The 23,046-nt window shown below is 69.8% G+C and carries 21 protein-coding genes and 1 pseudogene; 17 read left to right on the forward strand and 5 right to left on the reverse strand.

Features of this window, described 5'->3' with window-relative positions; translation table 11 throughout:
• Positions 1-85: 85 nt before the first annotated feature.
• Genes ACUZ2Y_RS01145 through ACUZ2Y_RS01200 form a run of 12 tightly spaced genes read left to right on the forward strand, consistent with a single transcriptional unit; the run spans position 86 to position 13,064 of the window.
• Positions 86-1,033 carry a 5-dehydro-4-deoxyglucarate dehydratase gene (locus tag ACUZ2Y_RS01145; RefSeq protein WP_476326012.1) on the forward strand — a complete coding sequence of 316 codons (948 nt, stop codon included), beginning with the start codon at positions 86-88 and terminating at the stop codon, positions 1,031-1,033.
• The gene (locus ACUZ2Y_RS01150) at positions 1,030-2,292 is read left to right on the forward strand and encodes a glucarate dehydratase family protein (RefSeq protein WP_476326014.1); all 1,263 of its coding nucleotides are present in this window, start codon (positions 1,030-1,032) and stop codon (positions 2,290-2,292) included. The genes ACUZ2Y_RS01145 and ACUZ2Y_RS01150 overlap by 4 nt, the downstream gene beginning before the upstream one ends.
• Before the next feature lie 4 nt (positions 2,293-2,296).
• Positions 2,297-3,514, forward strand: coding sequence for a hypothetical protein (locus ACUZ2Y_RS01155; protein ID WP_476326016.1), 1,218 nt, complete (start codon positions 2,297-2,299; stop codon positions 3,512-3,514).
• A gap of 3 nt (positions 3,515-3,517) precedes the next feature.
• Positions 3,518-4,825 carry an ABC transporter substrate-binding protein gene (locus ACUZ2Y_RS01160; protein ID WP_476326018.1) on the forward strand — a complete coding sequence of 436 codons (1,308 nt, stop codon included), beginning with the start codon at positions 3,518-3,520 and terminating at the stop codon, positions 4,823-4,825.
• Entirely contained in the window at positions 4,825-5,796 is a 972-nt protein-coding gene (locus ACUZ2Y_RS01165; RefSeq protein ID WP_476326020.1) for a carbohydrate ABC transporter permease, read from the forward strand. Before ACUZ2Y_RS01160 ends, ACUZ2Y_RS01165 begins: the two co-directional genes overlap by 1 nt.
• A 14-nt stretch (positions 5,797-5,810) precedes the next feature.
• Positions 5,811-6,659 (forward strand): carbohydrate ABC transporter permease, encoded by an 849-nt coding sequence (locus tag ACUZ2Y_RS01170; RefSeq protein ID WP_476326022.1) that lies wholly within the window; start codon positions 5,811-5,813, stop codon positions 6,657-6,659.
• Entirely contained in the window at positions 6,656-7,372 is a 717-nt protein-coding gene (locus ACUZ2Y_RS01175; protein WP_476326024.1) for an SDR family NAD(P)-dependent oxidoreductase, read from the forward strand. Before ACUZ2Y_RS01170 ends, ACUZ2Y_RS01175 begins: the two co-directional genes overlap by 4 nt.
• A 13-nt stretch (positions 7,373-7,385) precedes the next feature.
• The gene (gene dgoD / locus ACUZ2Y_RS01180; protein ID WP_476326026.1) at positions 7,386-8,531 is read left to right on the forward strand and encodes a galactonate dehydratase; all 1,146 of its coding nucleotides are present in this window, start codon (positions 7,386-7,388) and stop codon (positions 8,529-8,531) included.
• Positions 8,531-9,364 (forward strand): SMP-30/gluconolactonase/LRE family protein, encoded by an 834-nt coding sequence (locus ACUZ2Y_RS01185; RefSeq protein WP_476326028.1) that lies wholly within the window; start codon positions 8,531-8,533, stop codon positions 9,362-9,364. Before dgoD ends, ACUZ2Y_RS01185 begins: the two co-directional genes overlap by 1 nt.
• 3 nt (positions 9,365-9,367) lie before the next feature.
• Positions 9,368-10,312, forward strand: coding sequence for a sugar kinase (locus ACUZ2Y_RS01190; protein ID WP_476326030.1), 945 nt, complete (start codon positions 9,368-9,370; stop codon positions 10,310-10,312).
• Positions 10,309-10,950, forward strand: a complete 642-nt coding sequence (locus ACUZ2Y_RS01195) for a bifunctional 4-hydroxy-2-oxoglutarate aldolase/2-dehydro-3-deoxy-phosphogluconate aldolase (RefSeq protein WP_476326032.1) — start codon at positions 10,309-10,311, stop codon at positions 10,948-10,950. The genes ACUZ2Y_RS01190 and ACUZ2Y_RS01195 overlap by 4 nt, the downstream gene beginning before the upstream one ends.
• A gap of 2 nt (positions 10,951-10,952) precedes the next feature.
• Positions 10,953-13,064, forward strand: coding sequence for a right-handed parallel beta-helix repeat-containing protein (locus tag ACUZ2Y_RS01200; RefSeq protein ID WP_476326034.1), 2,112 nt, complete (start codon positions 10,953-10,955; stop codon positions 13,062-13,064).
• A gap of 67 nt (positions 13,065-13,131) precedes the next feature.
• Here ACUZ2Y_RS01200 and ACUZ2Y_RS01205 read toward each other — a convergent pair whose 3' ends face one another.
• Positions 13,132-14,352 (reverse strand): M64 family metallopeptidase, encoded by a 1,221-nt coding sequence (locus tag ACUZ2Y_RS01205; RefSeq protein ID WP_476326036.1) that lies wholly within the window; start codon positions 14,350-14,352, stop codon positions 13,132-13,134.
• Positions 14,353-14,523: 171 nt separating this feature from the next.
• Here ACUZ2Y_RS01205 and ACUZ2Y_RS01210 point away from each other — a divergent pair, with 171 nt between their 5' ends.
• Positions 14,524-15,465 (forward strand): LysR family transcriptional regulator, encoded by a 942-nt coding sequence (locus ACUZ2Y_RS01210; protein WP_476326038.1) that lies wholly within the window; start codon positions 14,524-14,526, stop codon positions 15,463-15,465.
• Between the two features lie 163 nt (positions 15,466-15,628).
• Here ACUZ2Y_RS01210 and ACUZ2Y_RS01215 read toward each other — a convergent pair whose 3' ends face one another.
• Both ACUZ2Y_RS01215 and ACUZ2Y_RS01220 read right to left on the reverse strand, forming a co-directional pair.
• The gene (locus ACUZ2Y_RS01215; protein ID WP_476326040.1) at positions 15,629-16,249 is read right to left on the reverse strand and encodes a response regulator; all 621 of its coding nucleotides are present in this window, start codon (positions 16,247-16,249) and stop codon (positions 15,629-15,631) included.
• 202 nt (positions 16,250-16,451) lie between these two features.
• Positions 16,452-17,576, reverse strand: a complete 1,125-nt coding sequence (locus ACUZ2Y_RS01220) for a sensor histidine kinase (protein WP_476326042.1) — start codon at positions 17,574-17,576, stop codon at positions 16,452-16,454.
• A 134-nt stretch (positions 17,577-17,710) separates the two neighbouring features.
• Between ACUZ2Y_RS01220 and ACUZ2Y_RS01225 the strand changes: the two genes are divergently transcribed.
• The 4 genes and pseudogenes from ACUZ2Y_RS01225 to ACUZ2Y_RS01240 form a co-directional block, all read left to right on the forward strand.
• Positions 17,711-18,733 carry an ABC transporter permease gene (locus ACUZ2Y_RS01225; protein WP_476326044.1) on the forward strand — a complete coding sequence of 341 codons (1,023 nt, stop codon included), beginning with the start codon at positions 17,711-17,713 and terminating at the stop codon, positions 18,731-18,733.
• Complete coding sequence (locus ACUZ2Y_RS01230; RefSeq protein ID WP_476326046.1) at positions 18,730-19,404, forward strand: ABC transporter ATP-binding protein; 675 nt, start codon at positions 18,730-18,732, stop codon at positions 19,402-19,404. The genes ACUZ2Y_RS01225 and ACUZ2Y_RS01230 overlap by 4 nt, the downstream gene beginning before the upstream one ends.
• Before the next feature lie 464 nt (positions 19,405-19,868).
• On the forward strand, positions 19,869-20,999 hold the full coding sequence (locus ACUZ2Y_RS01235; RefSeq protein ID WP_476326047.1) for a lipase family protein: 1,131 nt from the start codon (positions 19,869-19,871) through the stop codon (positions 20,997-20,999).
• A gap of 191 nt (positions 21,000-21,190) precedes the next feature.
• A pseudogene (locus ACUZ2Y_RS01240) lies at positions 21,191-21,277 on the forward strand (helix-turn-helix domain-containing protein); the annotation flags it as partial.
• Here the strand turns inward: ACUZ2Y_RS01240 and ACUZ2Y_RS01245 are convergent.
• Both ACUZ2Y_RS01245 and ACUZ2Y_RS01250 read right to left on the reverse strand, forming a co-directional pair.
• Entirely contained in the window at positions 21,274-21,870 is a 597-nt protein-coding gene (locus tag ACUZ2Y_RS01245) for a response regulator transcription factor (protein WP_476326049.1), read from the reverse strand. The pseudogene ACUZ2Y_RS01240 and the gene ACUZ2Y_RS01245 overlap by 4 nt on opposite strands.
• The gene (locus ACUZ2Y_RS01250) at positions 21,867-22,991 is read right to left on the reverse strand and encodes a sensor histidine kinase (RefSeq protein WP_476326051.1); all 1,125 of its coding nucleotides are present in this window, start codon (positions 22,989-22,991) and stop codon (positions 21,867-21,869) included. Before ACUZ2Y_RS01250 ends, ACUZ2Y_RS01245 begins: the two co-directional genes overlap by 4 nt.
• Between the last annotated feature and the right edge of the window lie 55 nt (positions 22,992-23,046).

Below are 23,046 nucleotides of genomic sequence, written 5' to 3' on the forward strand. Positions count from 1 at the left end.
CGGCGGACACCCCCGCTTGACACCGGGTGTGGGCAGTCTTACGGTTCCGCCCCACAGTTCGCAAGTATGACCGACGTTCACATACATGAACCCTGGAGTTCCGGTGCAGATGCTCGACCGGGTGTTGTTCTTCCCCGTAACGCCGTTCGACGCCGCGGGTGCGGTCGACTTGGACATGTTCACCACGCACCTGGAGCAAGGGCTGGCCGCCGGACCCGGCGGCGTCTTCGTCGCCTGCGGGACCGGCGAGTTCCACGCGCTGGAACCGGTCGAATACGAGGCGCTCGTGCGCCGCGCGGTCGAGGTCACCGCAGGCGCCGTCCCCGTCTACGCGGGAACCGGCGGCTCACTCCCGCTGGCCAAGCAGTTCAGCCGCGCCGCCCAGGGCGTGGGCGCCAACGGACTGCTCATGCTGCCGCCGTACCTGGTGGCCGCGCCGCCGAGCGGGATGGTCGCCTACACCCGCGAGGTCGCCGCCGCGTCAGACCTGCCGGTCATCGTCTACAGCCGGGGCAACGCGGTATTCGACCCGGAGACCGCCGCCGAGGTCGCCACCATCCCCAACGTGATGGGCTTCAAGGACGGCCGCGGCGACCTCGACCTGCTCGGCCGGATCGTGCTGGCCGTGCGCGGCGCCCTCAATGGCAGCGGCAAGCCGTTCCAGTTCTTCAACGGCATGCCGACCGCCGAGGTGACCGTCCCGGCCTACCGGGGAATCGGCGTCACCCTCTACTCGTCGGCGGTGTTCTGCTTCGCGCCGGACATCTCGCTGGCCTTCTTCAAGGCGGCCGCGACCGGCGACGACGTGCTGATCGACCGCTTCCTCGTCGACTTCTTCCACCCGCTGGTCGAGCTGCGCAACAAGGTCCCCGGCTACGCGGTCTCTCTGGTCAAGACCGCCGTGCGGCTGCGCGGCCTCGACGTCGGCACTGTGCGCCCACCGCTGGTGGAGCCGTCCCCCGACCACGTCGACGAGTTGGAGCGGATCATCGCCGCCGGGCTCGCCCTCACCGCCGCGGCGGTGGCCGGATGAGCGTCCCCATCACCGGCGTCACCCTCACGCCGGTCGCCTTCGCCGACCCGGCGCTGCTCAACGCGGTCGGGGTGCACGAGCCGTACGCGATCCGCACGATCATCGAGGTGCACACCGCCGACGGCGTGACTGGACTCGGCGAGACCTACGCTGACACCGGCCACCTGAACCGGTTGCGCGCGGTGGCCGACGCGATCATCGGCCACGATGTCTTCGCCCTCAACGCGATGTTCGCCACCGCCGCGCGCGTCCTCTCCGGAAACACCGGGGCCGACGGCCATGGGCTCACCGGGATGATCACCACCAGCGGCACCGTCGACCGGGTGTACTCCCCATTCGAGGTCGCCTGCCTTGATGTGCAAGGCAAGCTGCTCGGCCGCCCGGTGTCGGACCTGCTCGGCGGCGCGGTCCGCGAGGCCGTCCCATTCAGCGCGTACCTCTTCTACAAGTGGGCCGCGCACCCCGGCGGCGAGCCCGACTCCTGGGGTGCGGCGCTCGAGCCGGCGGGCATCGTCGCGCAGGCACGCAAGATGGTCGACGAGTACGGGTTCACCGCGCTCAAGCTCAAGGGCGGCGTCTTCCCACCGGACGAGGAGGTCGCCGCGATCCACGCCCTGCGCGCGGAGTTCCCCGACCTGCCGCTGCGCCTGGACCCGAACGCCGCGTGGACGCCGGAGACCTCGATCAAGGTCGGCGCGGATCTCGACGGCGTCCTGGAGTACCTGGAGGACCCGACCGTCGGGATCGAGGGCATGGCCGAGGTCGCTCGCGCGGTGCCGATGCCGTTGGCCACCAACATGTGTGTCGTCTCCTTCGACCACCTCAAGCCCTCGGTGCTCGCCGACGCGGTCGGCGTGATCCTCTCCGACCATCACTACTGGGGCGGACTGCGTCGCTCCGCGCTGCTCTCCGGCATCTGTGACACCTTCGACATGGGCCTGTCCATGCACTCCAACTCCCACCTCGGCGTAAGCCTCGCCGCGATGGTGCACCTGGCCGCCGCCACTCCGAACCTCACCTACGCCTGCGACACGCACTGGCCGTGGAAGTCCGAGGACGTGATCGAACCGGGCGTCTTGTCCTTTGTGGAAGGCTCGGTGCGGGTGCCGACCACTCCCGGCCTCGGCGTCGAACTCGACCGTGACGCGCTCGCCAGGTTGCACGAGCAGTACCTGGCCTGCGGCATCCGCGACCGCGACGACACCGGCTACATGCGCCGGATCGACCCGTCCTACGAGCTGCGTAAGCCGAGGTGGTGACGTCATGAAAACGGTCGGCTACGCCTACCCCTGGGACTTCGCAGGCGATCCGGACGCGCCCGCGCGGGCGGCCGAGGTCGGTGTCGACGTGGTGGCCCTGGCCGCCTCGTACCACACGACCAGAGTCCCCACCCCGCAACACCCGACGCGACGGCTCATGACCACGCCGCACGCGGCGTGCTACCTGCCGGTCCGGTCGAACGCCTGGCAGGGCAGGCGACTGACCCCGCGCTTCGCCGACTGGCTCGGCCAGGCCGACCCGTTCGGCGAAGCGGCCCGGGCGATCCGTGGCCAGGGGCTGGGCGTGTACGCCTGGATGGTGTTCACCCACAGCAGCGTGCTCGGTTCGGCGAACCCGGACCTGGTGGTGTGCAACGCTTTCGGCGAGCCCTACGAGTACGCGCTGTGCCCGAGCGCCGAAGAGGTTGTCGACTACTGCGCGACTCTCGCAGGTGAGATCGTCGAGACCGGCGAGCCGGACGGCGTGATCCTCGAAGCGTGCGGCAGGCTCGGGATCGACCACGGCGGACACCACGACAAAGTGGACTTCGCGCAGTGGACGGCGACGCAGAAGCGGCTGCTATCGCTCTGCTTCTGCGCCGCTTGTCACCGACTTTACGCCGATGCCGGCATCGACGCACGCCGACTGTCCGCCCAGGTGCGATCCTGTGTGGACAACGATGGTGCCACGCCTGACTCGGTGGAACTGGCGCTCGGCGCCGAGCTGGCCGAGACTCTCGCGAAAGTCCTGGCCGACACGACGGTGACGATCCGCCGACAGGTTGTCGAGAGCGTCCGGGCCACCCGCCCGGACCTGCCGGTGACCCTGCACGGCGCGGCCGACCGCTGGGCCACGGGCGCCTTCACCGCCATCGGGGGACCACTCGGTTCCGATGTGGACAGTGTGGTGGCGAACTGCTGGGCGGGCGGAGACGCCGCCGTCGCCCGGCTGCTGGAGATGTCCGCGGCTGTCGGCGACGACATCGCGGTCGGGGGATATTTCCGGCCGGACACCGTCCGACCGCCGGAGGGACCGTCTCTTGAGGACTGGGCGGACGAGTTCGCCGCCGCCGGTCTGAGCGAGCTGCACCTCTATCACTTGGGGCTGGTGCCCCGACCGGCTTCGGCCGTGCTGCGCGCGCTTGTCGCCGCGGCCAAACTCCCTCACCCCCCACGCGCCGGGGCCACCCGCGCGAACGAGTCCCAGATAGGTGGTCTGTAGATCATGACCCGAACCGGACGGCTGCGCCGTTCCATCAGTTTCGCCGCACTCGGCCTCAGCGCCCTGCTCGCGGTGTCGGCCTGCGGGTCGCCGAGCGACGCGGGTGGCTCCGGCGGCTCCGGCGAGTTCACTTACTGGTCGATGTGGCAGGAGAAGGAACCGCAGGCCCAGGTCATCAAGGCGGCCATCGACTCCTTCACCAAGGACACCGGCGTCAAGGTCGACGTCCAGTGGCATGGCCGCGAGGTGATGAAGAAGCTCACCCCGTCGCTGCGCACCAAGGCCGCCGCGGACCTCGTCGACCAGTCGATGAACCAGCTCGGCAACGGCTTGTCCAACACCGGCCAGGCCGCGGACCTGACCTCGGTCTACGACCTCGAGGTGCCCGGCGAGGGCAAGAAGGTCTCCGACGTCATCCCGGCCAAGTACGTCGACTACCTCAAGGACAAAGAGGGCAAGCCGTTCATGGTGCCCTACGAGGTGACCGGCGAAGGCCTGTGGTTCAACGCCAAGCAGCTCCCCACCGAGCCGCCGCAGACCTGGGACGACCTGGTCAAGCTGCTCGACGCCGCCAAGGCCAAGGGCGTGTCCCCGCTGGCCCTCGACGCCGACAACACCGGCGTGGCCAAGTACTGGCCGCTGCTCACCCTGATCCGCGCCGTCGGCCCGGAGGGGATGCAGAAGCTCGCCGCCGACCGCACCGGCGCGGCCTGGGACGACCCGAAAGTCCTCGACGCGGTGACCAAGGTCGAGAAGCTGGTCAAGGGCGGCTACTTCGCCCCCGGCTACAACTCCGGCCAGTACCCGGCGCAGCAGAACCTGTGGGCGCAGAACAAGGCCGCCTACATCCTGCAGGGCTCGTGGGTGACCAGCGAGACCAAGACCTATGCCGCGCCGGGCTTCGAGTACAGCTCCGTGCAACTGCCGCGCATCGACGGCGGCACCGACGCGGTCGGCGTCAACTTCTTCGGCTTCGGCATCCCCAAGACCGCCGAAAACGGTGCCGCGGCGGGCAAGTTCATCGCGTACTTCCTGAACAAGTCGCGGCTGGAGGGCATCAGCACCAAGGCCGACAACATCACCCCGCGCGCCGACATCCCCGCCCCGGCCGCGCTGGAGAGCCTGAGCAAGTCGTTCCAGGACAAGGCGGTCTACCCCTCGGGCGCCGCGCTCGGCCTGAAGTTCGGCGGCTGGGAGTCCACCGCGTTCCAACCGGTCGCCCAGTCCCTGGTGCAGGGCAAGACCAGCGCCGCGGACTTCGTCAGCCAGGTCAAGGCGAAGTCGGTCGAGTTCTGGAAGACGCAGGGCTGATGTCCGTGACCCTCGAGCAGAGGTCCGCGAGCCGCCGGGAGTCCCGGCGGCCCGCGGGGCCACGCCCCGTGCGCGGCGGGCAGTCGCCACTGGCCCGCAGGCAGCGGCGGATCTTCGGCCCGTTCCTGGCCATCCCGCTGGTGCTGTACCTGGTCCTGTTCATCGGGCCGACGCTGTACTCGGTGTACGCCGCCTTCACCAACTGGGACGGCGTCAACACCCCGACCTGGCGTGGCACCGACAACTTCACCGCGCTGTTCGACGACCCGCTGTTCCTGGAGTCCTTTTGGAACACGCTGCTGATCCTGGTCGTGGTCGGCCTCGGCATCTTCGTGCTCGCGTTCAGCTTCATGCTGCTGCTGCGGGACATGAAGGGCCGTGGCTTCGTGCGCGGGGTGATCTTCCTGCCGCACATCGTCTCGCCGATCGTGCTCGCGATCTTCTGGGGCTTCCTGCTCCGGCACGACGGGCTGCTCAACGCGCTGATCGTCAAGTTCGGCGGCGAGCCGGTGGCGTGGATCGGGCCGGACAGCGCCTTCCTGATGATCATGATCGCGATGGTGTGGATCAGCACCGGCTTCTACGTCGCGATCCTGATGGCGGGCGTGGACCGCATCCCCGGCTACTTCTACGAGGACGCCTCGCTCGCGGGCGCGTCGGCGTGGCAGAAGCTGCGCCACATCACGCTTCCGCTGTCCTGGGACGTCATCGGTGTGGCCGCGGTGCTGTGGACGATCAGCTCGGTCAAGGTGTTCGAGTTCATCTACGCCTTCGGCGCCAGTCAGGGGCAGATGCCGCCCGCCTACGAGTGGAACGCCGCGGTGTTCGTCTACGGCGTCACGTTCGGCGGCGCCACCCCGCAGTACCGCTTCGGCTACGCCTGCGCCTCGGCGCTGGTGATGCTGCTGCTGGTCACCGGCATGGTCGCGCTCCTGCGTCGGGCCATGCGCCGCGACGCGGTCCAGTTCTAGCCCGGAGGTCCACCGTGACACCACGTTCCACCCCGCGTACTGGCGTATTGCGGCCGATCGGCACCACCGCGGTGTGGCTGTTCGTCTCGTTCTGCCTGTTCGCGTTCCTGTTCATGCTGATCAGCTCGGTCAAGAGCAGCAGCGAGATCCTCAACACCCCGTGGTCGCTGCCCGCCGCGCCGGACTTCGGCAACTGGAGCCGGGCGTGGGTGGACAGCGGGTTCGGCGCCGCCGCGGTGAACACGCTGGTGCTGGTGGTGACCGCGTCGGTGGTCGTCGTCGGGGTCTCCGCGCCCGCCGCCTACGCGCTGAGCAGGCGCCGAGGCGGGCTGTCGGCCGGGCTGACCATGTTCTTCGCGCTGGGCCTCGGCATCCCGCTGCAGATCATCGTGTTGCCGCTGTACTCGGTGCTCGCCGAGTTCGGGCTGATCGACAGCCTGTTCGGGCTGTTCCTCGTCTATGTCGCCACCCACTTGCCGTTCACCGTGTTCCTGCTGACCGGGTTCTTCCGCTCGCTGCCCAACGAACTGGAGGAAGCGGCGGCGCTGGACGGGGTGTCGGCGAGCGGCACGTTCTTCCGGATCATGCTGCCGCTGGCCCGCGGCGGCCTGGTGACCGCGCTGCTGCTCAATGCGATCGGCCTGTGGAACGAGACGCTGCTGGGCCTGATGTTCATCCAGAGCAACGAGAACTACACGCTCTCGCTCGCGCTGATCGGGTTCATTCAGCAGCAGCAGTACAACGGCGCGGACTACGGCGCCCTGTTCGCCGGGGTGTCGATCACGATCCTGCCGATGCTACTGCTCTACCTGTGGCTGGGCAGGCGGATCACCGAAGGCCTCACGGCAGGACTGGGCAAGTGAGCCGGTTCGGCGGGAAGACCGCCCTGGTGACCGGTGCCGCCTCCGGGATCGGCGCGGCCACCGCCCGCAGGCTCGCCGCCGAGGCCGCGTCCGTGGTGGTGACCGACATCGACGACGACCGCGGTCAGGCGATCGCGCTCGAGATCGACGGCCGGTACCTGCGGCTGGACGCGACGCTTTCGTCGGACTGGGCGGCGGTCGCGGCGGTCGTGCCCGCGCTCGACGTGCTGCACCTCAATGTCGGGCGCAACCCGCCGGACCGGGCGCAGCCGCACGAGATTGCGGTCGAGGCCTGGGACGAGGTGCAGTCCACGACGCTGCGCAGCGCCTTCCTCGGTGTCCGCGCCATGGTGCCCGCGCTGCGCGAGCGGGGCGGCTGCGTGGTGGCCACCGGCAGCATCCACGGCTTGGTAGGGCTCTCGGGGGCGACGGCGTACGCCGCGGCCAAGGGTGGGCTGCACGCCATGGTCCAGCAGTTGGCGGTGGAGTACGGGCCCGAGATCCGGGTCAACGCCGTCGCGCCGGGACCGATCCGCACCCCGGCGTGGGGTGACTGGACGGGCGCCGAGCACATCGCGCGCACGGTCGCCCGGCGGGCCGGAACCCCGGAGGAGGTGGCCGCGGTGGTCGCGTTCCTGGCTTCGGCGGACGCCTCCTACATCACCGGCGCGACCATTCCGGTCGACGGCGGCTGGCACGTCAACGGCCTGTAGAGAAGGAGACTCGGTGAAGATCACCGGCTTTGAGCTGTTCCGGGTGCCGCCGCGCTGGCTGTTCCTGCGGGTCGACACCGACGAGGGTGTTTCCGGCTGGGGCGAGCCGATCGTGGAGGGCCGCGCCGAGACGGTGACCGCCGCGGTGAGCGAGTTGTTCGACTACCTGCTCGGCGCCGACCCGATGCGGATCGAGCACCACTGGCAGACCATGGCCAAGGCCGGTTTCTACCGCGGCGGCCCGGTGCTCTCCAGTGCGCTGGCGGGCATCGACCAGGCTCTGTGGGACATCAAGGGCAAAGCGCTGGGCCTGCCGGTGCACGAACTGCTCGGCGGCCCGGTGCGTGACAAGGTCCGCATCTACGGGTGGCTGCGCGGTGACACCACAGCCGAACTGGTCGAGTCCGCGCAGGCCCAGGTGAGCGTCGGCCTGACCGCGGTCAAGATGAACCCGTGGGGACTGGTGTCCGGTTTGGACACCGCGGCGCGGGTGCACGAGATCGTGGACCGGGCAGCCGCCGTGCGCGAGGCGATCGGCGATGGCCGGGACTTCGCGCTGGACTTCCACGGCCGCTTCACCGGCGCCATGACCCGGCGGGTGCTGCCGCCGCTGGAGCCGCTGCTGCCGATGTTCGTCGAAGAACCAGTGCTGCCGGAGTACAGCTCGGACTTGGGCCGGATCACCGCGTCGACCAGCATCCCCATCGCCACGGGGGAGCGGCTCTACTCCCGCTGGGACTTCGACCCGGTGCTGCGGTCCGGTATCGCGGTCGCCCAGCCGGACCTGTCGCACGCGGGCGGCATCTCCGAGTGCCGCCGCATCGCCGCCGCCGCCGAAACCCACGACGTGCTGGTGGCCCCACACTGTCCACTCGGGCCGATCGCGTTCGCGGCGTCGCTGCAACTCGACTTCGCGGTGCCGAATTTCCTGATCCAGGAACAGAGTCTCGGCCTCGGCTACCACCCCGACAGCGAGAAGCTCGGCTACCTCGCCGACGACTCGGTGTTCGCCTCGACAGACGGCTACATCGACCGGCCGCTCGGGCCGGGTCTCGGCATCGAGATCGATGAGGACGCGGTCCGCGCGGCGGCGGCCAAACCGCACCGGTGGCGCAACCCGGTGTGGCACCACTCCGACGGCTCCCTGGGGAGCTGGTGATGACCCCGGAGATCGTTGTCGACGCGGGCGCCCGGCTCGGTGAGGGCCCGGTGTGGGACGTGCGCGAGCAGAAGCTCTACTGGGTCGACATCCTCGGCCGGTCGGTTCACGTCCACGACCCGTCCGGTCTCGCCGACCAGGTCTTCGATGTCGGCACCCACGTGGGGGCGCTGGCGGTGCGCGAACAGGGCGGACTGGTGCTCGCCGTGGCCGACGGCTTCCGCACCTTCGACTTCGCCGAGTCGGCCGACATCGCCGCCGTCGAGCACCCTGGGCCACCCGCGCGGTTCAACGACGGAAAATGTGATCCTTCCGGCTCGTTCTGGGCCGGGACCATGCCTTACGACCAGGAACCCGGGGCCGGGATCGTCTACCGGCTCGACGCCGACCACAGCGTGCGGCCGGTCCTGTCCGGGGTGACGGTGTCCAACGGGCTGGACTTCACGCCGGACGGCCGCACCCTGTACTACATCGACACGCCCACCGGCCGGATCGACGTCTTCGACGTGGACGCCGGAGTGCTCTCCGGTCGTCGGCCTCTGGCCGAGGTGGCCGGGGGCTCGCCGGACGGGCTCACGCTCGACGCGGACGGCTGCCTGTGGGTGGCGCTGTGGGGCGGGTCGGCTGTGCACCGGTACACCCCGGACGGGCGGCTGGACCGGATTGTCGAATTCCCGGTGTCGCGCCCCACCTGCCCGGTCTTCGGCGGCGCGGACCTGGGCACGCTCTATGTCACCTCGGCGTCGGTCAACGTCGACGAGCCGCACGCCGGGGCGCTGTTCGCTGTGGACGTCGGGGTCCAAGGCTTGCCCGCCAACAGGTTCGGTGGGTGACCCATGGATATGGTGACTTTCGGCGAGGTCATGGGCCTGATGGTGGCTCGCGCGGGCGACCCGCTGCGGCACGCAGGCGACTTCCGGCGCGGCATCGCCGGGGCCGAGGCCACGGTCGCGATCGGTCTGGCCCGGCTCGGCTACCGGACCGGCTGGTTCGGCAGGCTCGGCGACGACCCCTTCGGCCACGCCGCGCTGGGGGTGCTGCGCGCCGAGGGGGTCGACGTCAGCCGTGTCGGGTTTGACGCGGACGCGCCGACAGGCCTGCTGGTGCGGGACGCGCATGCCGTGCGGCGGATCAGCGTGCAGTACTACCGAGCCGGTTCGGCGGCAGGCCGGATGCGTCCCGCGGACGTGGATCCGACATATATCACGGGTGCGCGCCTGCTGCACGTCACCGGGATCACGCCCGCCCTGTCACCGTCCTGTGTGGACACTGTGCGGACGGCGATCGACATCGCCCATGAGCACGGGGTGGTGGTGTCGTTCGATCCGAACCTGCGGCTGCGGCTCTGGTCGGCGCAGCGGGCGGCGGAAGTCCTCGGCGACCTGGTCACCCGGGCGGACATAGTTCTCACGAGCGACGAGGAAGCGCTCGTGGTGACTGGCCAGGAGGACCGGTCGCGGGCCGTCAAGTGGCTGCTGGACCAGGGGGCACGGGTGGTCGTGATCAAGGCAGGCGCCGCTGGTGCGTGGGCGACTGATGGCGCTGATGAGTGGGCGGTGCCCGCGTTCCCGGCGTCGGTGGTGGACCCGGTCGGTGCGGGCGACGCGTTCGACGCGGGTTTCCTCTCGGGCTGGCTCGACGCGGCGCCGATGGTGGACTGCCTCGGACGTGGTGCGGCCGCGGGGGCGCTCAACGTCCAGTCTCTGGGCGACATCGACGGTTTGCCTTATCCAGCCGACCTTGCCGCCGCGCTGGCAGCCGATTCGGAGGTGGACCGGTGAGCGGGTACCTCTGGCAGCGCACGGCCGCGATCGCCGCGGGAAGAGTGGTCGGCATCCTGCGTTCCGCTGATGGGGAGAGCGCGGTCGCGGCCGGCGACGCCCTGGTTTCGGCGGGGGTGTCAGTCGTCGAGGTTTCCCTGGTCACCCCGGGCGCCCTCGACGCCATCCGAGCCCTGGCAGGCGCCGACGACGGCCGAATGGTCGGCGCGGGCACCGTCCTGGACGAGGCGAGTGCACGCCTGTCGATCCTCGCGGGGGCGGCTTTCCTGGTCTGCCCCACCGTGGTGCCGGAGGTGATCGCCTGCGGGAACCGCTACGGCGTCCCGGTGCTGGCAGGCGCGCAGACGCCGACCGAGGCGGTGCGTGCGGCCGAACTGGGTGCCGCGCTGGTGAAGCTGTTCCCCGCCGGGGAACTGGGCCCCGCCTATCTCAAGGCGGTCCGGGCGGCGCTCCCGCACATCGGGTTCGTGCCGACCGGAGGGATAACCGGGGACAACGCGGGGGAGTGGTTCGCCGTGGGAGCGGTGGCCGTGGGGGTCGGGGGATCACTGACGTCGGGTGCGCCGGAGTCCATCCGGTCCCGGGTCACCGACTTCCTCGCCTGTCTGGGCGATGGAATGGATCAATCAGGAGGTTGATCGTGAGGGCACCAACACGCAAGGCAGGTATTCGGCAGGTCGCTTTAGGCGCCGTCATCGCCGCGGGGGCGGGCGGGGCGATCGCCCTGTCCGGCACACCGGCGGTGGCGGCGGACACCACGTACTACGTCGACTGCTCATCCACCGCGACCCCGCAGGGAACTCAGACCAATCCCTGGAACGCGCTGAGCCAGGTCAACGCCACCACGTTCGGCCCCGGTGACCAGGTGTTGTTCAAGCGCGGCACGACCTGCGCGGGCCAGTTCGTCGGCCAGGGCTCCGGCGCGGCGGGCAGCCCGATCACCGTTGGCGCGTATGGGACCGGGACCGGCCGCGCGGTGATCAACGGCAGCGGCGCCGCCAATGCCATGTACCTCAAGGACCTCAGCCACTGGACGGTCAGGGACCTGCGCCTGACCAACCCCAGCGCCACCCGCGCCGAACGCAACGGCATCCGCGTCGAGACCACCACGGCCGCGGCCAAGGCGGGCATCGTCCTTGACGGTCTCGAAGTGGACAACGTCGCCGGTTGGGGTGACAAGACCGGCACCAACGCGGCGTGGTTCTCCCGGTCGGCAGGCATCATCGTGCTCGCCTCGACCACGGCCGGACCGTTCGACGGCTTGCGCATCGTGAACAACCACGTGCACGACACCGGCGGTGGTGGGATCAAGATCTCCACCAAACCCAGCACCTACCACACGAACGTCTACATCGGATCGAACCGGATCATCAGCGCGGGCGGCGACGGCATCGTCGTGCACGGCTCGGACGCGGCCCTGGTCGAGAAGAACCGCGCGGACAACCTCGGCGGTGGCAATTACCCGTTCGTGGCGGGCAACTTCGCCGGGATGTGGCCGATCAACTCGAAGAACCCGGTGTTCCAGTTCAACGAGGTGACTCGCAGCTACCCGTCGATCTTCGACTCCACCGCGTGGGACTGCGACGGCGCGATCGTCGGCACCTGCACGTTCCAGTACAACTACTCGTCCAACAACGCGGGCGGCTTCCACCTCGGCTGCCAGGCATGCACGAACCTGGGCAACAACAACGCCAAGGAGATCATCCGCTTCAACGTCTCGCAGGACGACTGTCGAGTGGCCCAAGGCCCCAGCACCACGGCGCCCATCGAGTTCTACAACAACACGTTCTTCTGTTCCAGCAAGCCGCTGACCCTTGAGCTGCCGACAACGAACACGAAGATCTACAACAACATCTTCTACGCCGCGTCCGGAACGTTCCCCACCGGGACGGGTGTCACCTACGGCACCAATCTGTACTACGGAGGCATCACCGCACCCACGGCCGACACCACCGCGGTCAACGCCGACCCGAAGCTCAACTACCCCGGCGGCGCGGTCGAAATCGCCAGTGTGGGCGGCTACAAACTCACCACCGCCTCACCCGCCCTCAACGCGGGAACGCCGCTGACGGCCTTGGGTTCGCGTGACTTCTGGGGCGCGACTGTCCCGAAGGCGGGCGGCACGGTCAACATCGGCGCTGACAACGGCTCCGGCGTTGCCGCGAAGACGTTCAGCTCGCTCAAGGAGGCGTTCAACAACCACGGCATCACCAGGGACGCCAACCCCCAGATCGGCGGCTACTCGCTCAGCGGCCGCAGCTTCTCCGCCGAAGCGCTGGCCGCGAAGGGCTTCACTTATGGCCTGGTCACCTCGGGCGGCGTCACTTTCGACTGGACGCAGCAGTACATCGGTTTCCCGGACAACGTGAAGGCCGCGGGTCAGAAGATCACCCTGTCCGGCACCGGCACCAAGGTGGCGATCCTCGGCTCCGCCGGCTACGGAACCCAGACAGGCACCGGCACCCTGCACTACACCGACGGAACCACGTCCGCCTACACGCTGTCCTTCGCCGATTGGTGGACCAGCACACCGGTCGCGGGCACCTCGGTGGCCGCGATCACCGACTACCACCACAAGAAACCCACCACGTACAACAGCCCGGCCACCGGCCGCGATGAGCAGGACGTGACCCTGTTCCAGGGCAGCGCCCCGATCACGGCGGGCAAGACCGTGGCGGCGATCACCCTGCCGAACGTGGGCGGACCGCTGGCCAACGCCGGCCTACACGTGTTCGCCATGAAGATCGCCTGAGCACGCGAAGCGCGAAGCGGGACTACCCCGGCGGTGCCGGTGGGGCTGAGCCCCACCGGCACCGGCCTCACTCGCCCACAGTCCAACTGATTTTCCGAGTCATGTAGCGCTTGCGCAGCTCAGGGTCGAGCACCGCAGGGGTCGAGTCGGTGACAGTCGCGACCACCACGTGCGGCCCAGGCGCGAGCCCCGACCCCACGAACTCATTCCCACTGCCCGCGGCGACCCCGTCGACGGTCCAGGTGACGGTCGCCCCACCAACGGGCCGAACCCAAGGCGACTCACTCTCGTCCGGCGCCGCCGCCTCCACAACCCCAGTCTCCTTGTAGAAGGCGGCGATCATCGCCTCCCGCCCCGGCAGGTTGAACGCCCTGCCCAACGACCGCATCAGCGAGTTGTCCGTAGGCCGATAAACGCACCGCGTGTAGTAGCTCGACCCGGTATACGTGTCGACCACTCCTCCATCAGGAGAGGTCTGCCCCAGCCAGCGGTACCACTTGGCCTGGTACTGCCGCATCTGCTCGGCCGTGTACCGCGAAGAGTTGATCTCACGCGGCTCGCGGTACGGATAGCAGTCACCACCGCCGTACGTGTACTCATCAGCCAGCCCGCCAATCGAGTGCCCCAGCTCGTGCACCACGATCTGCCCCGCCAACGCGTTGCCACCCGACGAAGTGGCCACGTTCCCGCCGGCGCCCCCGTACTTCGTGGTGTTCGCCAGAGCGATCACCTGATCGGCGTCATCAGCCGCCGAGGCGTACTGCCGGGCCTTGGTCTCGTTGACGCACAGCAGCCGCTCGATGTTGCCGCACCAGAAGTACATGTCCAGCGCGGTGTTACGCCGAATGCCGTAAGAGGGATCGTTGTCCACGCCCGATTCCGGGGAGATCACGTTGACCTGCCAGACGTTGAACTGGCCGCGGTAGCTCTTGAACGGCTCCACCGCCATCAGCTCCGCCAGCTTGCTCCGCACGTGCTCGCCATAGGTGCCGAGCTGGGCGCTGGTGTAGCCGTCACCCACGAAGACCAGGTCGAACCGGCTGGCGCTGGGCCCGTTGATCTCGATCGGGATCACCTCGGCCGCCGCCAGCGCCTGGGCCTGCGCGGGCAGCTCGATCGCGCGCCGGGTGACCGGGCGGCGGCTGATCGAGCCGTCGGGGCTGAACACCTCGCGCACTTCGGTGATGGTCTCGTCGTCCGGTGCGGCGCTCGCCTGCCGGACGTCCGGGAGGCTCACGGCCATCAGGGCCGCGGCCAGTAAGGCCAGGAGTATCGATTTACGGCGCATTGCTGCCCCTTCAATGGCTCAGTCGCAGGGAGACCAACCATCGGATTCGCCAGGGGCCTGTCGGTACTCTCAGATTTCCATCCAGGAACCGTATGGATCTTGTGGTTCCGCGGGTCCGCGCTGACCGGTACGGTCTGGTCAGCGGCCGGGCCACGAATTACCGTGCGGGTCATGGAACTCGAGGTCCGGCATCTCCGTGTCGTCTGTGCGATCGCGGAGACCGGCAGCCTGACCAGAGCGGCCGCGGCCCTGCGGATGGCCCAACCCGGCCTCACCGCCCAGTTGCAGCGCGTCGAACGGGTCCTCGGCGGCCCCCTGTTCACCCGCGACCGACGTGGCGCCGTCCCGACCGCCCTTGGCAACCTGGTGCTTTCCCGCGCTCGGGCGGTGCTTCCCGCCCTCGACGACCTCAAGCTCGCCGCCACCCTCAGTTCCGGCGAGTCACTGGCGGTGCTGAGAGTGGGCACGGTGAACGCCGGGTTCGCCGGGGCGCTGATCAGACGGCTGCGGGGAACGTTCCCCGAGGCCGACTTCACCACCCGGGCCCAGTCCTGCGCCACCCCGCTGATCGAACTGGTCGCCGAGGGCAGACTCGAGGTGGCCGTGGTCGGCGACTGCCCCGGCTACGAGATCGCCCCCCGACCAGGGGTGACCCTGCTGCCAGTGCACACCGAGCCGATCTTCGCCCTGCTCCCGGCGGATCACCCGCTCACCGAGCGGACCGAAGTGGACTTGACGGACCTCGCCGCGATCGAGTGGACGCTGCCACCGGACGACGACGACCGGGTGTGGGAGTACTACACGGAAGTCTTCGGGGAGGCGGGCGTCGAACCCCGCATCGCCCACCAGGTGGAGGGCGTCCTGGTCTTCGACCTGATCCGCAGTCTGCGCGTGGCGTCGCTGTGCCAGGCCACTTGCGTTCCGCCGGATGGCGTAGTGGTGCGTCCGATCAGCCGAACCCCGCTGTGGTACCGGCATGTGCTGGCCTGGAACAGCCACGGCCCCCTCGCAGCCCACGCCGACACACTCGCCGAGCTGGCCCACGACTCGTACGAGGAAACGGCCACCCGCAGCCCCACCTACCGCGAGTGGCGGCTCGCCCAGCTGCGCTGAGCCGCCCCGGCCCACCCGGACCGGTGCGACGTCAGTGGACCTTGACCTCCGACACGGACAGCGCGGCCGTACCCGCGAGCTGGATCCGGACGTGCCCCCGGTCCGATCCATGCCCACCAAGTGCGAGAAATCCCGGGCGGTCTTGCCGTGCTCGCTTCGCGGATCAGCGCACGAGGCCGCGCATGCGGGCCGCCGACACCGCCGCCGTGCGGCTGTCCACCTCGAGTTTCATGAAGACCTGCACCAGGTGCGACTTCACCGTCGCCTCCGTGACGAACAGCGCCCGGGCGGCGGACTTGTTGCTGTGGCCGTCCGCCACCAGTTGCAGCACCGCGATTTCCCGAGGCGTCAGCGACACCGCCGGGGCCTGTACCCGGGCTATCAGCCGAGAGGCCACATGGGGCGCGAGCACGGTCTCGCCGCGCGCGGCGGTGCGGATCGCGGGCACCAAGGCGGCGGGGTCGGTGTCCTTGAGCAGGTACCCGGTCGCCCCGGCCTCGATCGCGGCGAGGATGTCGGCCTCACTGTCGTAGGTGGTGAGCACAAGAACCCGTGCGGGATCAGGCAACGCCCGAATCCGCCGCGTCGCCTCAGCACCGTCGATGCCCGGCCCAAGCTGCAGGTCCATCAGCACCACATCCGGCCGCAGCCGTTCAACCATGGCCACGGCCTCTTCCCCGGTGGCCGCCTCAGCGATCAACTCGACCCCGTCAGCCCCATCGAGCGCGGTCCGCAACCCAGTGCGAACAATGGGATGGTCATCGACGAGCACCACCCGGATCATGACCACCCGCCCGCGACCGCCTGGACCGATTCTGGGATCGACACCACGGTCAGCATGCCCGCGACCGCACCGAATCTGCCGGGATGGCTGCCAGACCAGCTCGAGTGCTCGATCCGTTGCCCGTGGTCGCGGTCCGGTCGCGTGTGTCGCTTGTGGACAGCGGGTTGGGGCCTGGGCCGTCGTCGGCCAAGCGGCAGCCGCGTCATGTGGGAATCTCCGTGGCGGGGACGATCGCGCTCAGCGCGCTGCCTTCACCTGGGGTCGACTCGACGATCAGGGTGCCGCCGACCTCGGCGAGTCGGCCACGCATCGACGACAGACCGATCCCGGATCCCTTGCCCACCGGAGGTTCGTGCGGGTCGAAGCCCTGGCCGTCGTCGGCGACGTCGAGGCGGACTTCGCCGGGCTGGTAGGTCAAGGTGACCCGCGCCTGGCGCGCCCGGGCGTGGACCCGGACGTTGGCGAGTGCGCCTTGGGCGACCCGCAGCAGCGCGACCTCGGTGGATGTCGGCAGCCGGTATGGGGTGCCGTCGACCACGAGGGCGGCGTCCAGGCCAACCCGCATCGAGTCGTCCGTGACTCGCTTCAGCGCGTCGGCCAGCGGGCGGCCGTTCAACTCGGCGGGGGCAAGAGCGCTGATCAGCCGGCGGGACTCCTCGAGACTCGACTGCGCGGTGCTCAGGGCGGTGGTCAGATGAGTGCGCCCGCCCGCCTGCAGGAGGAACACGATGCTCGTCAAGCCCTGGGTGATCGTGTCGTGGATCTCCCGGGCCAGCCGCTCCCGTTCGCCGATCGCGCCCGCTCGGCGCTCGCTCTCCCGCAGTTGCTTTTGTGCGGCAAGCAATTCCTTGAGCAATTCCGCCCGAGCGGCGGCGTCGGCGCGCATCGTGTCGTACACGGCGGTCATGACGATCGCGACGGCCGCGCCGATCACCGGCCCGACCAGGGCGGCCACGTCGAGCGAGCCTCGGTGCCACATGAACCCGGCCGCGGCGATCAACGTGAGCGCGCCCACCGCCACCTGGCCCACCGGCGTCGGCAGCACGCGCAGACAGAGGAAGAACAGCGGAAACGCCACCCATACCCAGTCGGCGCCGTAAACGCTCAGTGCGACCCAGCCCGCGACCAGCACACCGAGCCACCACATCCGCGCCTTCGTCAGCGGGCCGAGGGCGTACCAGGCGATGAGTCCGGCACCGCCGAGCGCACCCACCCACGGCGAGCCACTCTGTGCGGTCCGCGCGGCCGCGACGATCACGAGGACAGCGAAAAGCACGTGCTGGGCCTTGCGCAGCACGGTCATGGCGGAGTTCGGCGTGGTGTCCATGTCGGACTCAACGTTAATGGGCTGTCGGCGGGGCCGCCTGCAACTTTCGATTGAGATTCTCCTGCGTCGTTCGATGCCCCGAACCTGAACTCTCGACCGATGCCCCACGCCCCCCGCCACGGCACGGTGGAGACATGTTCATCGCCCTGCGAGACCTCCGCTTCGCCCGAGGCCGATTCGCGCTGCTCGGCGCGGTCATCGGCCTGATGACCCTGATGGTCGTCCTCCTCACGGGGCTGACCTCGGGGTTGGGCGCCGCGAGCGTCTCCGCCATCTCCGCGCTCCCCGCCGACCATGTCGCCCTCGCCGCGCCGCCCGGCCAGAGCGATCCTCAGTTCGCCCTGAGCGCACTGCCCGCCGACACTGTCGACCGCCTGGGCGCCCAGCCAGGCGTCCGAGCGGCCCGCCCGCTGAGTATCAGCACGAGCAGGCTGACCGCTGGGGACAGGACAGCCGCCGTGAGCGTGTTCGGCACCGAAAGCTCGCTCCCGCCCGACCAAGTGCGCGTCCCCGAGAGTCTTGGTCTGGCCCCGGGAACCGAGGTCGAACTCGGCGGGCACCGGCTGACCGTCGCCGCGGTGGGCGACGAAACGTCGTTCATCCACCTACCGGTGGTGCACACGGCCATCGGCACCTGGCACAAGATCGCCCGCACCGACAGCCTCACCGGCGTGCTGCTGGACCTGACAGGTGATCCCGCCTCCATCGGAGCGGCCACCGGGACGCGGGTGCTGACCAGGGAGGAGGCGTACAACGCCGTCGGCGGATACGCCGCGGAACAGGGCTCACTGACCATGATCAGGGTGCTGCTGCTCATCGTCTCCGCCCTTGTCGTCGGCGCTTTCTTCACCGTCTGGACCATGCAACGCACCCCCGACCTCGCCGTCGTCCGCGCCATGGGCGCGTCTCGCGCTTACCTCCTGCGTGATGCCTTGGGACAGGCGGCCGTGGTGCTCGGCCTCGGCACTGTCACCGGAGCGGTGGCAGCGACCGGATTAGGCCTCTTGGCACGCGAGGCGGTCCCGTTCGTCGTCGACAGCGGCACCGTCCTGATTCCCCTGGCCTTGATGATCGGCGTCGGTTTATCAGGCGCCGCGATAGCGGTCCGCCGCGTCACCACAGTCGACCCGCTGACCGCGCTGGGAGCCTCCCGATGACCTTGCGACTGGAATCCCTCCGGCTGCTCTATCCCGACGGCGACCGCGACCTGGTCGCCCTCGATGACGCCACGCTCACCGCGGAGGCAGGCGAGTTGGTCGCGGTGACCGGGCCGTCCGGCTCGGGGAAGTCGAGCCTGCTGGCCGTCGCGGGGCTGTTGGTCACACCGGCCTCGGGCACGGTCCGGATCGCGGGCCAGGACGTGGGCGCCCTGAGTGCGGTCGCCCGCGACCGGGTCCGGCGGGAGCGGATCGGGTTCGTGTTCCAGCAGTCGAACCTGTTGGCTTCCCTGACCGCGCTCGACCAGCTCCTGCTGGTCGGGACCATCGTCGGGCGGCCGCGCCGAGACCGGGCGCACGAGCTGTTGGACAGGGTCGGGCTGACCGGCAAGGAACACCGTCGCCCTCATCAGCTGTCGGGCGGCGAACGCCAACGGGTCGGGGTCGCCCGTGCCCTCATGGGCGAGCCCGCGGTGCTTCTCGTCGACGAGCCCACGTCGGCGCTCGACCGGGAGCGGGGGAGGCAGGTGATGACCCTGTTACGGGAGATCACAAGGGAGTCGGCGACGGCGACCATCGTGGTCACCCACGACGTCGAACACCTGGACCTCGCCGACCAAACCGTGACGATGCGCGATGGCCGAACCAGCGAACCCCGTCGCCGTCGGTGAAGTCCTGACAACGCAGGGGTCGAGGCGCGTCACGGCGAACGAGTCAGCGCGCGGTCGGCGATCAGCGAGCCGGTCGGCGACAGGCGCGATGAGGGCGCTGGGTCGAAGAGGTCCGCGATGGGCGGCGCCGAGATCGGTGACCTCTGCGAAAGGGGGCGCCGAGATCGGTGACCTCTGCGAAAGGGGGCGCCGAGGTCGGTGACCTTCGCGATGAGGGCGGCGAGGTCGGTGACGCGGCGATGTGAGGCGCGGAGTCGGTGAGGGTCATTGATCAGCTGTGGCGCGGCGAGGTCCGGTGGCGTTCTGGAAGGGAGGAGGCATTGACGTTGGTGATGTCGCGGTGTGGTGGCCCGCTGGGTGAACCCCGCCACCCGGTGGGCCCGGTTCGCCCGTTCAGCGGTACTGGCGAGTAAGGACGAAACGCTTTCATGTTTACCGTCGGATCGACGCTCAAGGAGGAGCGCATGACCCGTTTTCGCAAAGTAGTCCCGCTGTTGGCCTTGGCCCTGGTCGGCACCACCCTCGCCGTCCCGGCTTCCGCCGAACCCGCAGGCTCGACGGCCAAGGCGGGCGACATCGTCAGCGCTCGCGCCATCTGGGCGCCGGGTTTCGAGTACGCGCGTGTTTGGAAGATCACCTACCGTTCGACTTCCGCCACTGGAGCGTCCACTGTGGTCAGTGGCACCGTGATCGTGCCCAACGACCGGACTGGGGCCATCGTCGGTTACGGGCCCGGCACCCACGGTCTCGGCGACCAGTGCGCGCCCTCGGTCGGACTGCGGCGCGGCGACGAGTTCGAGGGTGGCCTGATCCACCAGTACGCCCGCAAGGGTTTCGCTGTCGCGGTCACCGACTACGAAGGGCTCGGCACGCCCGGCGATCACACATACACGGCTGGACGCGCGCAAGGCAACGCCGTGTTGGACGTCGTACGGGCGAGCACTCGGCTGTCCGACGCGGGGTTGTCGCCGAAGGCGCCGGTCGCGGTGGTCGGGTACTCGCAGGGCGGGCAGACCGCCGGGTGGGCCGCGGAGATCGCCCCGACCTACGCCCCGGAGCTCAACATCAAGGGCTTCGCCGTCGGGGCGGCGCCGTCGGATCTGCGGCGGGTCGCCGACGCCAACGACGGTGGCGCGAACTTCGGGTTGGTCCTCGCCGCCGGTGTCGGCCTCAACGCCGCCTACCCGGAACTGGCGCTGACCAACTACCTCAACGCGGCCGGTCAAGCCGCCTACGCCGACATCCGGGACGACTGCACATCGGACTTCGGCAAGTACGCCAACCGCCGGCTCGCCGACTACACGACCACGGACATCCTCAACCGTCCCGATTGGAGCGCCCGGCTCGCTGAGCAGAACCTGGGTACCCGCGCACCCACTGCCCCGACGCTGATGTACCACTCGACGGGCGACGAGATCATCCCGGTCGCCGTGAGCGCCGCGCTGCGGCCGCAGTGGTGCGGCAAGGGCGCCAAGCTCACCTACTGGCAGGTCGACACCGGGGCGCACTCCGAAACCGCGGCGTACTTAAGCCCACTGGTCACCCAATGGGTGGCCGACCGTCTCGCAGGCGCCTCCGCGTCGGGCAACTGCTGAGCGAACCCCGCCACGCCGGGCGCCCAGGCGTGGCGGGGACCCCGCTTCATGGGGAGTGCCACTCGGATGCGGGGTAGGCCTGGATGTCTGCGCACCGGGGACACGGGCGGGGGCGGTCAGCCGAGCGGCCAGGCCGCCCACCTTCCGCGCGGGTTCGGCATAGGTCCAGCAACTGTCGCCGTTGACCACGGCGGTTCAGCACCCTGGAAGCCAGGTGCCGGGTGCTCGACTGCCAGCCCGGCGACCTGCTCGAGTGGGTCGACGAGGAGCGGCCCTAGATCCAGCCTTCGTCCCACGCCACCCGGGCGGCGTCGTGGCGGGATGAGACGCCGAGCTTGGCCATCGCCGAGGACAGATAGTTGCGGACGGTGCCGTGGGCGAGGTGAACGGTCCGGGCGATGTCCTGGACCGACCCGCCGCGCCGGGTGTGGCGCAGCACCTCCAGTTCCCGGGCCGTCAGCGGGCAGGTGTCCTCGGTCAGCGCGGTGGCGGCGATCTCCGAGTCGACGTAGCGCCCGCCCGCGTGCACGTCACGCAGGATCGTCGCCAGCCGCGACGCCGGGGTCGTCTTCGGCACGAACCCCCGGACCCCCGCCGCCAGCGCCCGCTTGAGCACACCCGGACGCGCGTGCCGGGTCACGATCACCACGGCCGCGCGGTGTCCGATCGCCTCGGCCGCAGCGACACCGTCGCGCCGGGGCATCTCCAGGTCCAGCACGGCGATGTCCGGGGAGAGCCGCTCGACGGCGGCGACAGCGGCGTCGCCGTCGCTCACCTCGGCCACCACGGTGATGTCGGGCTCCAGCTCCAGCAGCGCCGCGAGCGCGCCGCGGATGAGGTCCTCGTCGTCGGCCAGCACCACCCGGATCATCCGACGGCCGCCTCGCCGACCAGCGCGAACCGGCCGTCCGCGTCCTCGGTGCGCAGCTGCCCGCCGATGGCGGCGAACCGTTCGCGCAGACTGTCGATGCCGCTGCCCGGGGCGGCGGTCCTCGGTCCGACACCGTCGTTGCTCAGCCGGACCCGCGCCCGCCCGTCGGCCACCGACACCACCAGGTCGCACACGCCCGCGGCGGTGTGCCGCAGGATGTTGGTGGTCCCTTCGCGGACCAGCGCGCCGAACAGCGGCTGCAGGGCGGGTGGCACGGCGGTGGCGTCGCCGTCGACCGCCGCGGCGATGCCCGCCGCGCGCAGGATGTCGACGGCGTTGCCGATCTCGGTGGACAGGCTGGTGCGGCGGTAACCGTGCACGACACCGCGGGTCTCGCGCAGAGCCTGTCGCGCGAGTTCGCTGACCGCGGCGGCTTGGACCCGGGCGGCGTCGTCGTCGTGGCCGATGAGGCGTTCGGTCAGCTCGCCCTTCAGCGCGATGGCCTGCAGATGATGCCCCTGCACGTCGTGCAGTTCGGCGGCGAAGCGCAGGCGTTCCTCGGCCACCGCCAGGTCGGCCGCGAGCACCCGGGCGTCGTCGAGCTGGCGGATCACCGACCACAGCCACACCTGCAGCAGGTTGCTCAGCACGAACACCACGCTGAGCACCGAGATGCCCAGCGTCCACGGCACGAGATCGGCCGTCATCGTGCCCGCAAGCTCCGCCGCGGCCAGGCCGGACAACCCGATGAACGCGCTCCCCAGGACCGTGATCGCCCACCGGGCGCCACCCGTGTGGCAGGCGGCGACCGCGGCCAGGATGCTCGCGGGCAGCATCGCCCACCCAAAGCCGAGCGGCAGGGTCGTGAGGCTCGCCCACCACGCGCCAATGGCGACGACGGCGGTGGCCGGGATCTCCCACGGCCGCGCGACAGGGATACCCAGCCCAGGCATCGCGATCGCGCTGATCCGCACGTACTGCGGAATGACGACCGCCACGCACACCAGCAACCACGGGCTGCGGAACTGTACTTCGGCGGCGAGGAGGAGCCCGATGATCCCCGCGGCGCTCACCAGCGTCCAGAAGGTGTATTTGCGCATCCGCTCCAGTGGTGTCCTCACCAGCTGAATGTACGGCGGCCACGACCCGCCCAGCGCCGGCACCGGTCAGGAACCT

Source organism: Actinokineospora sp. UV203, assembly GCF_056323665.1.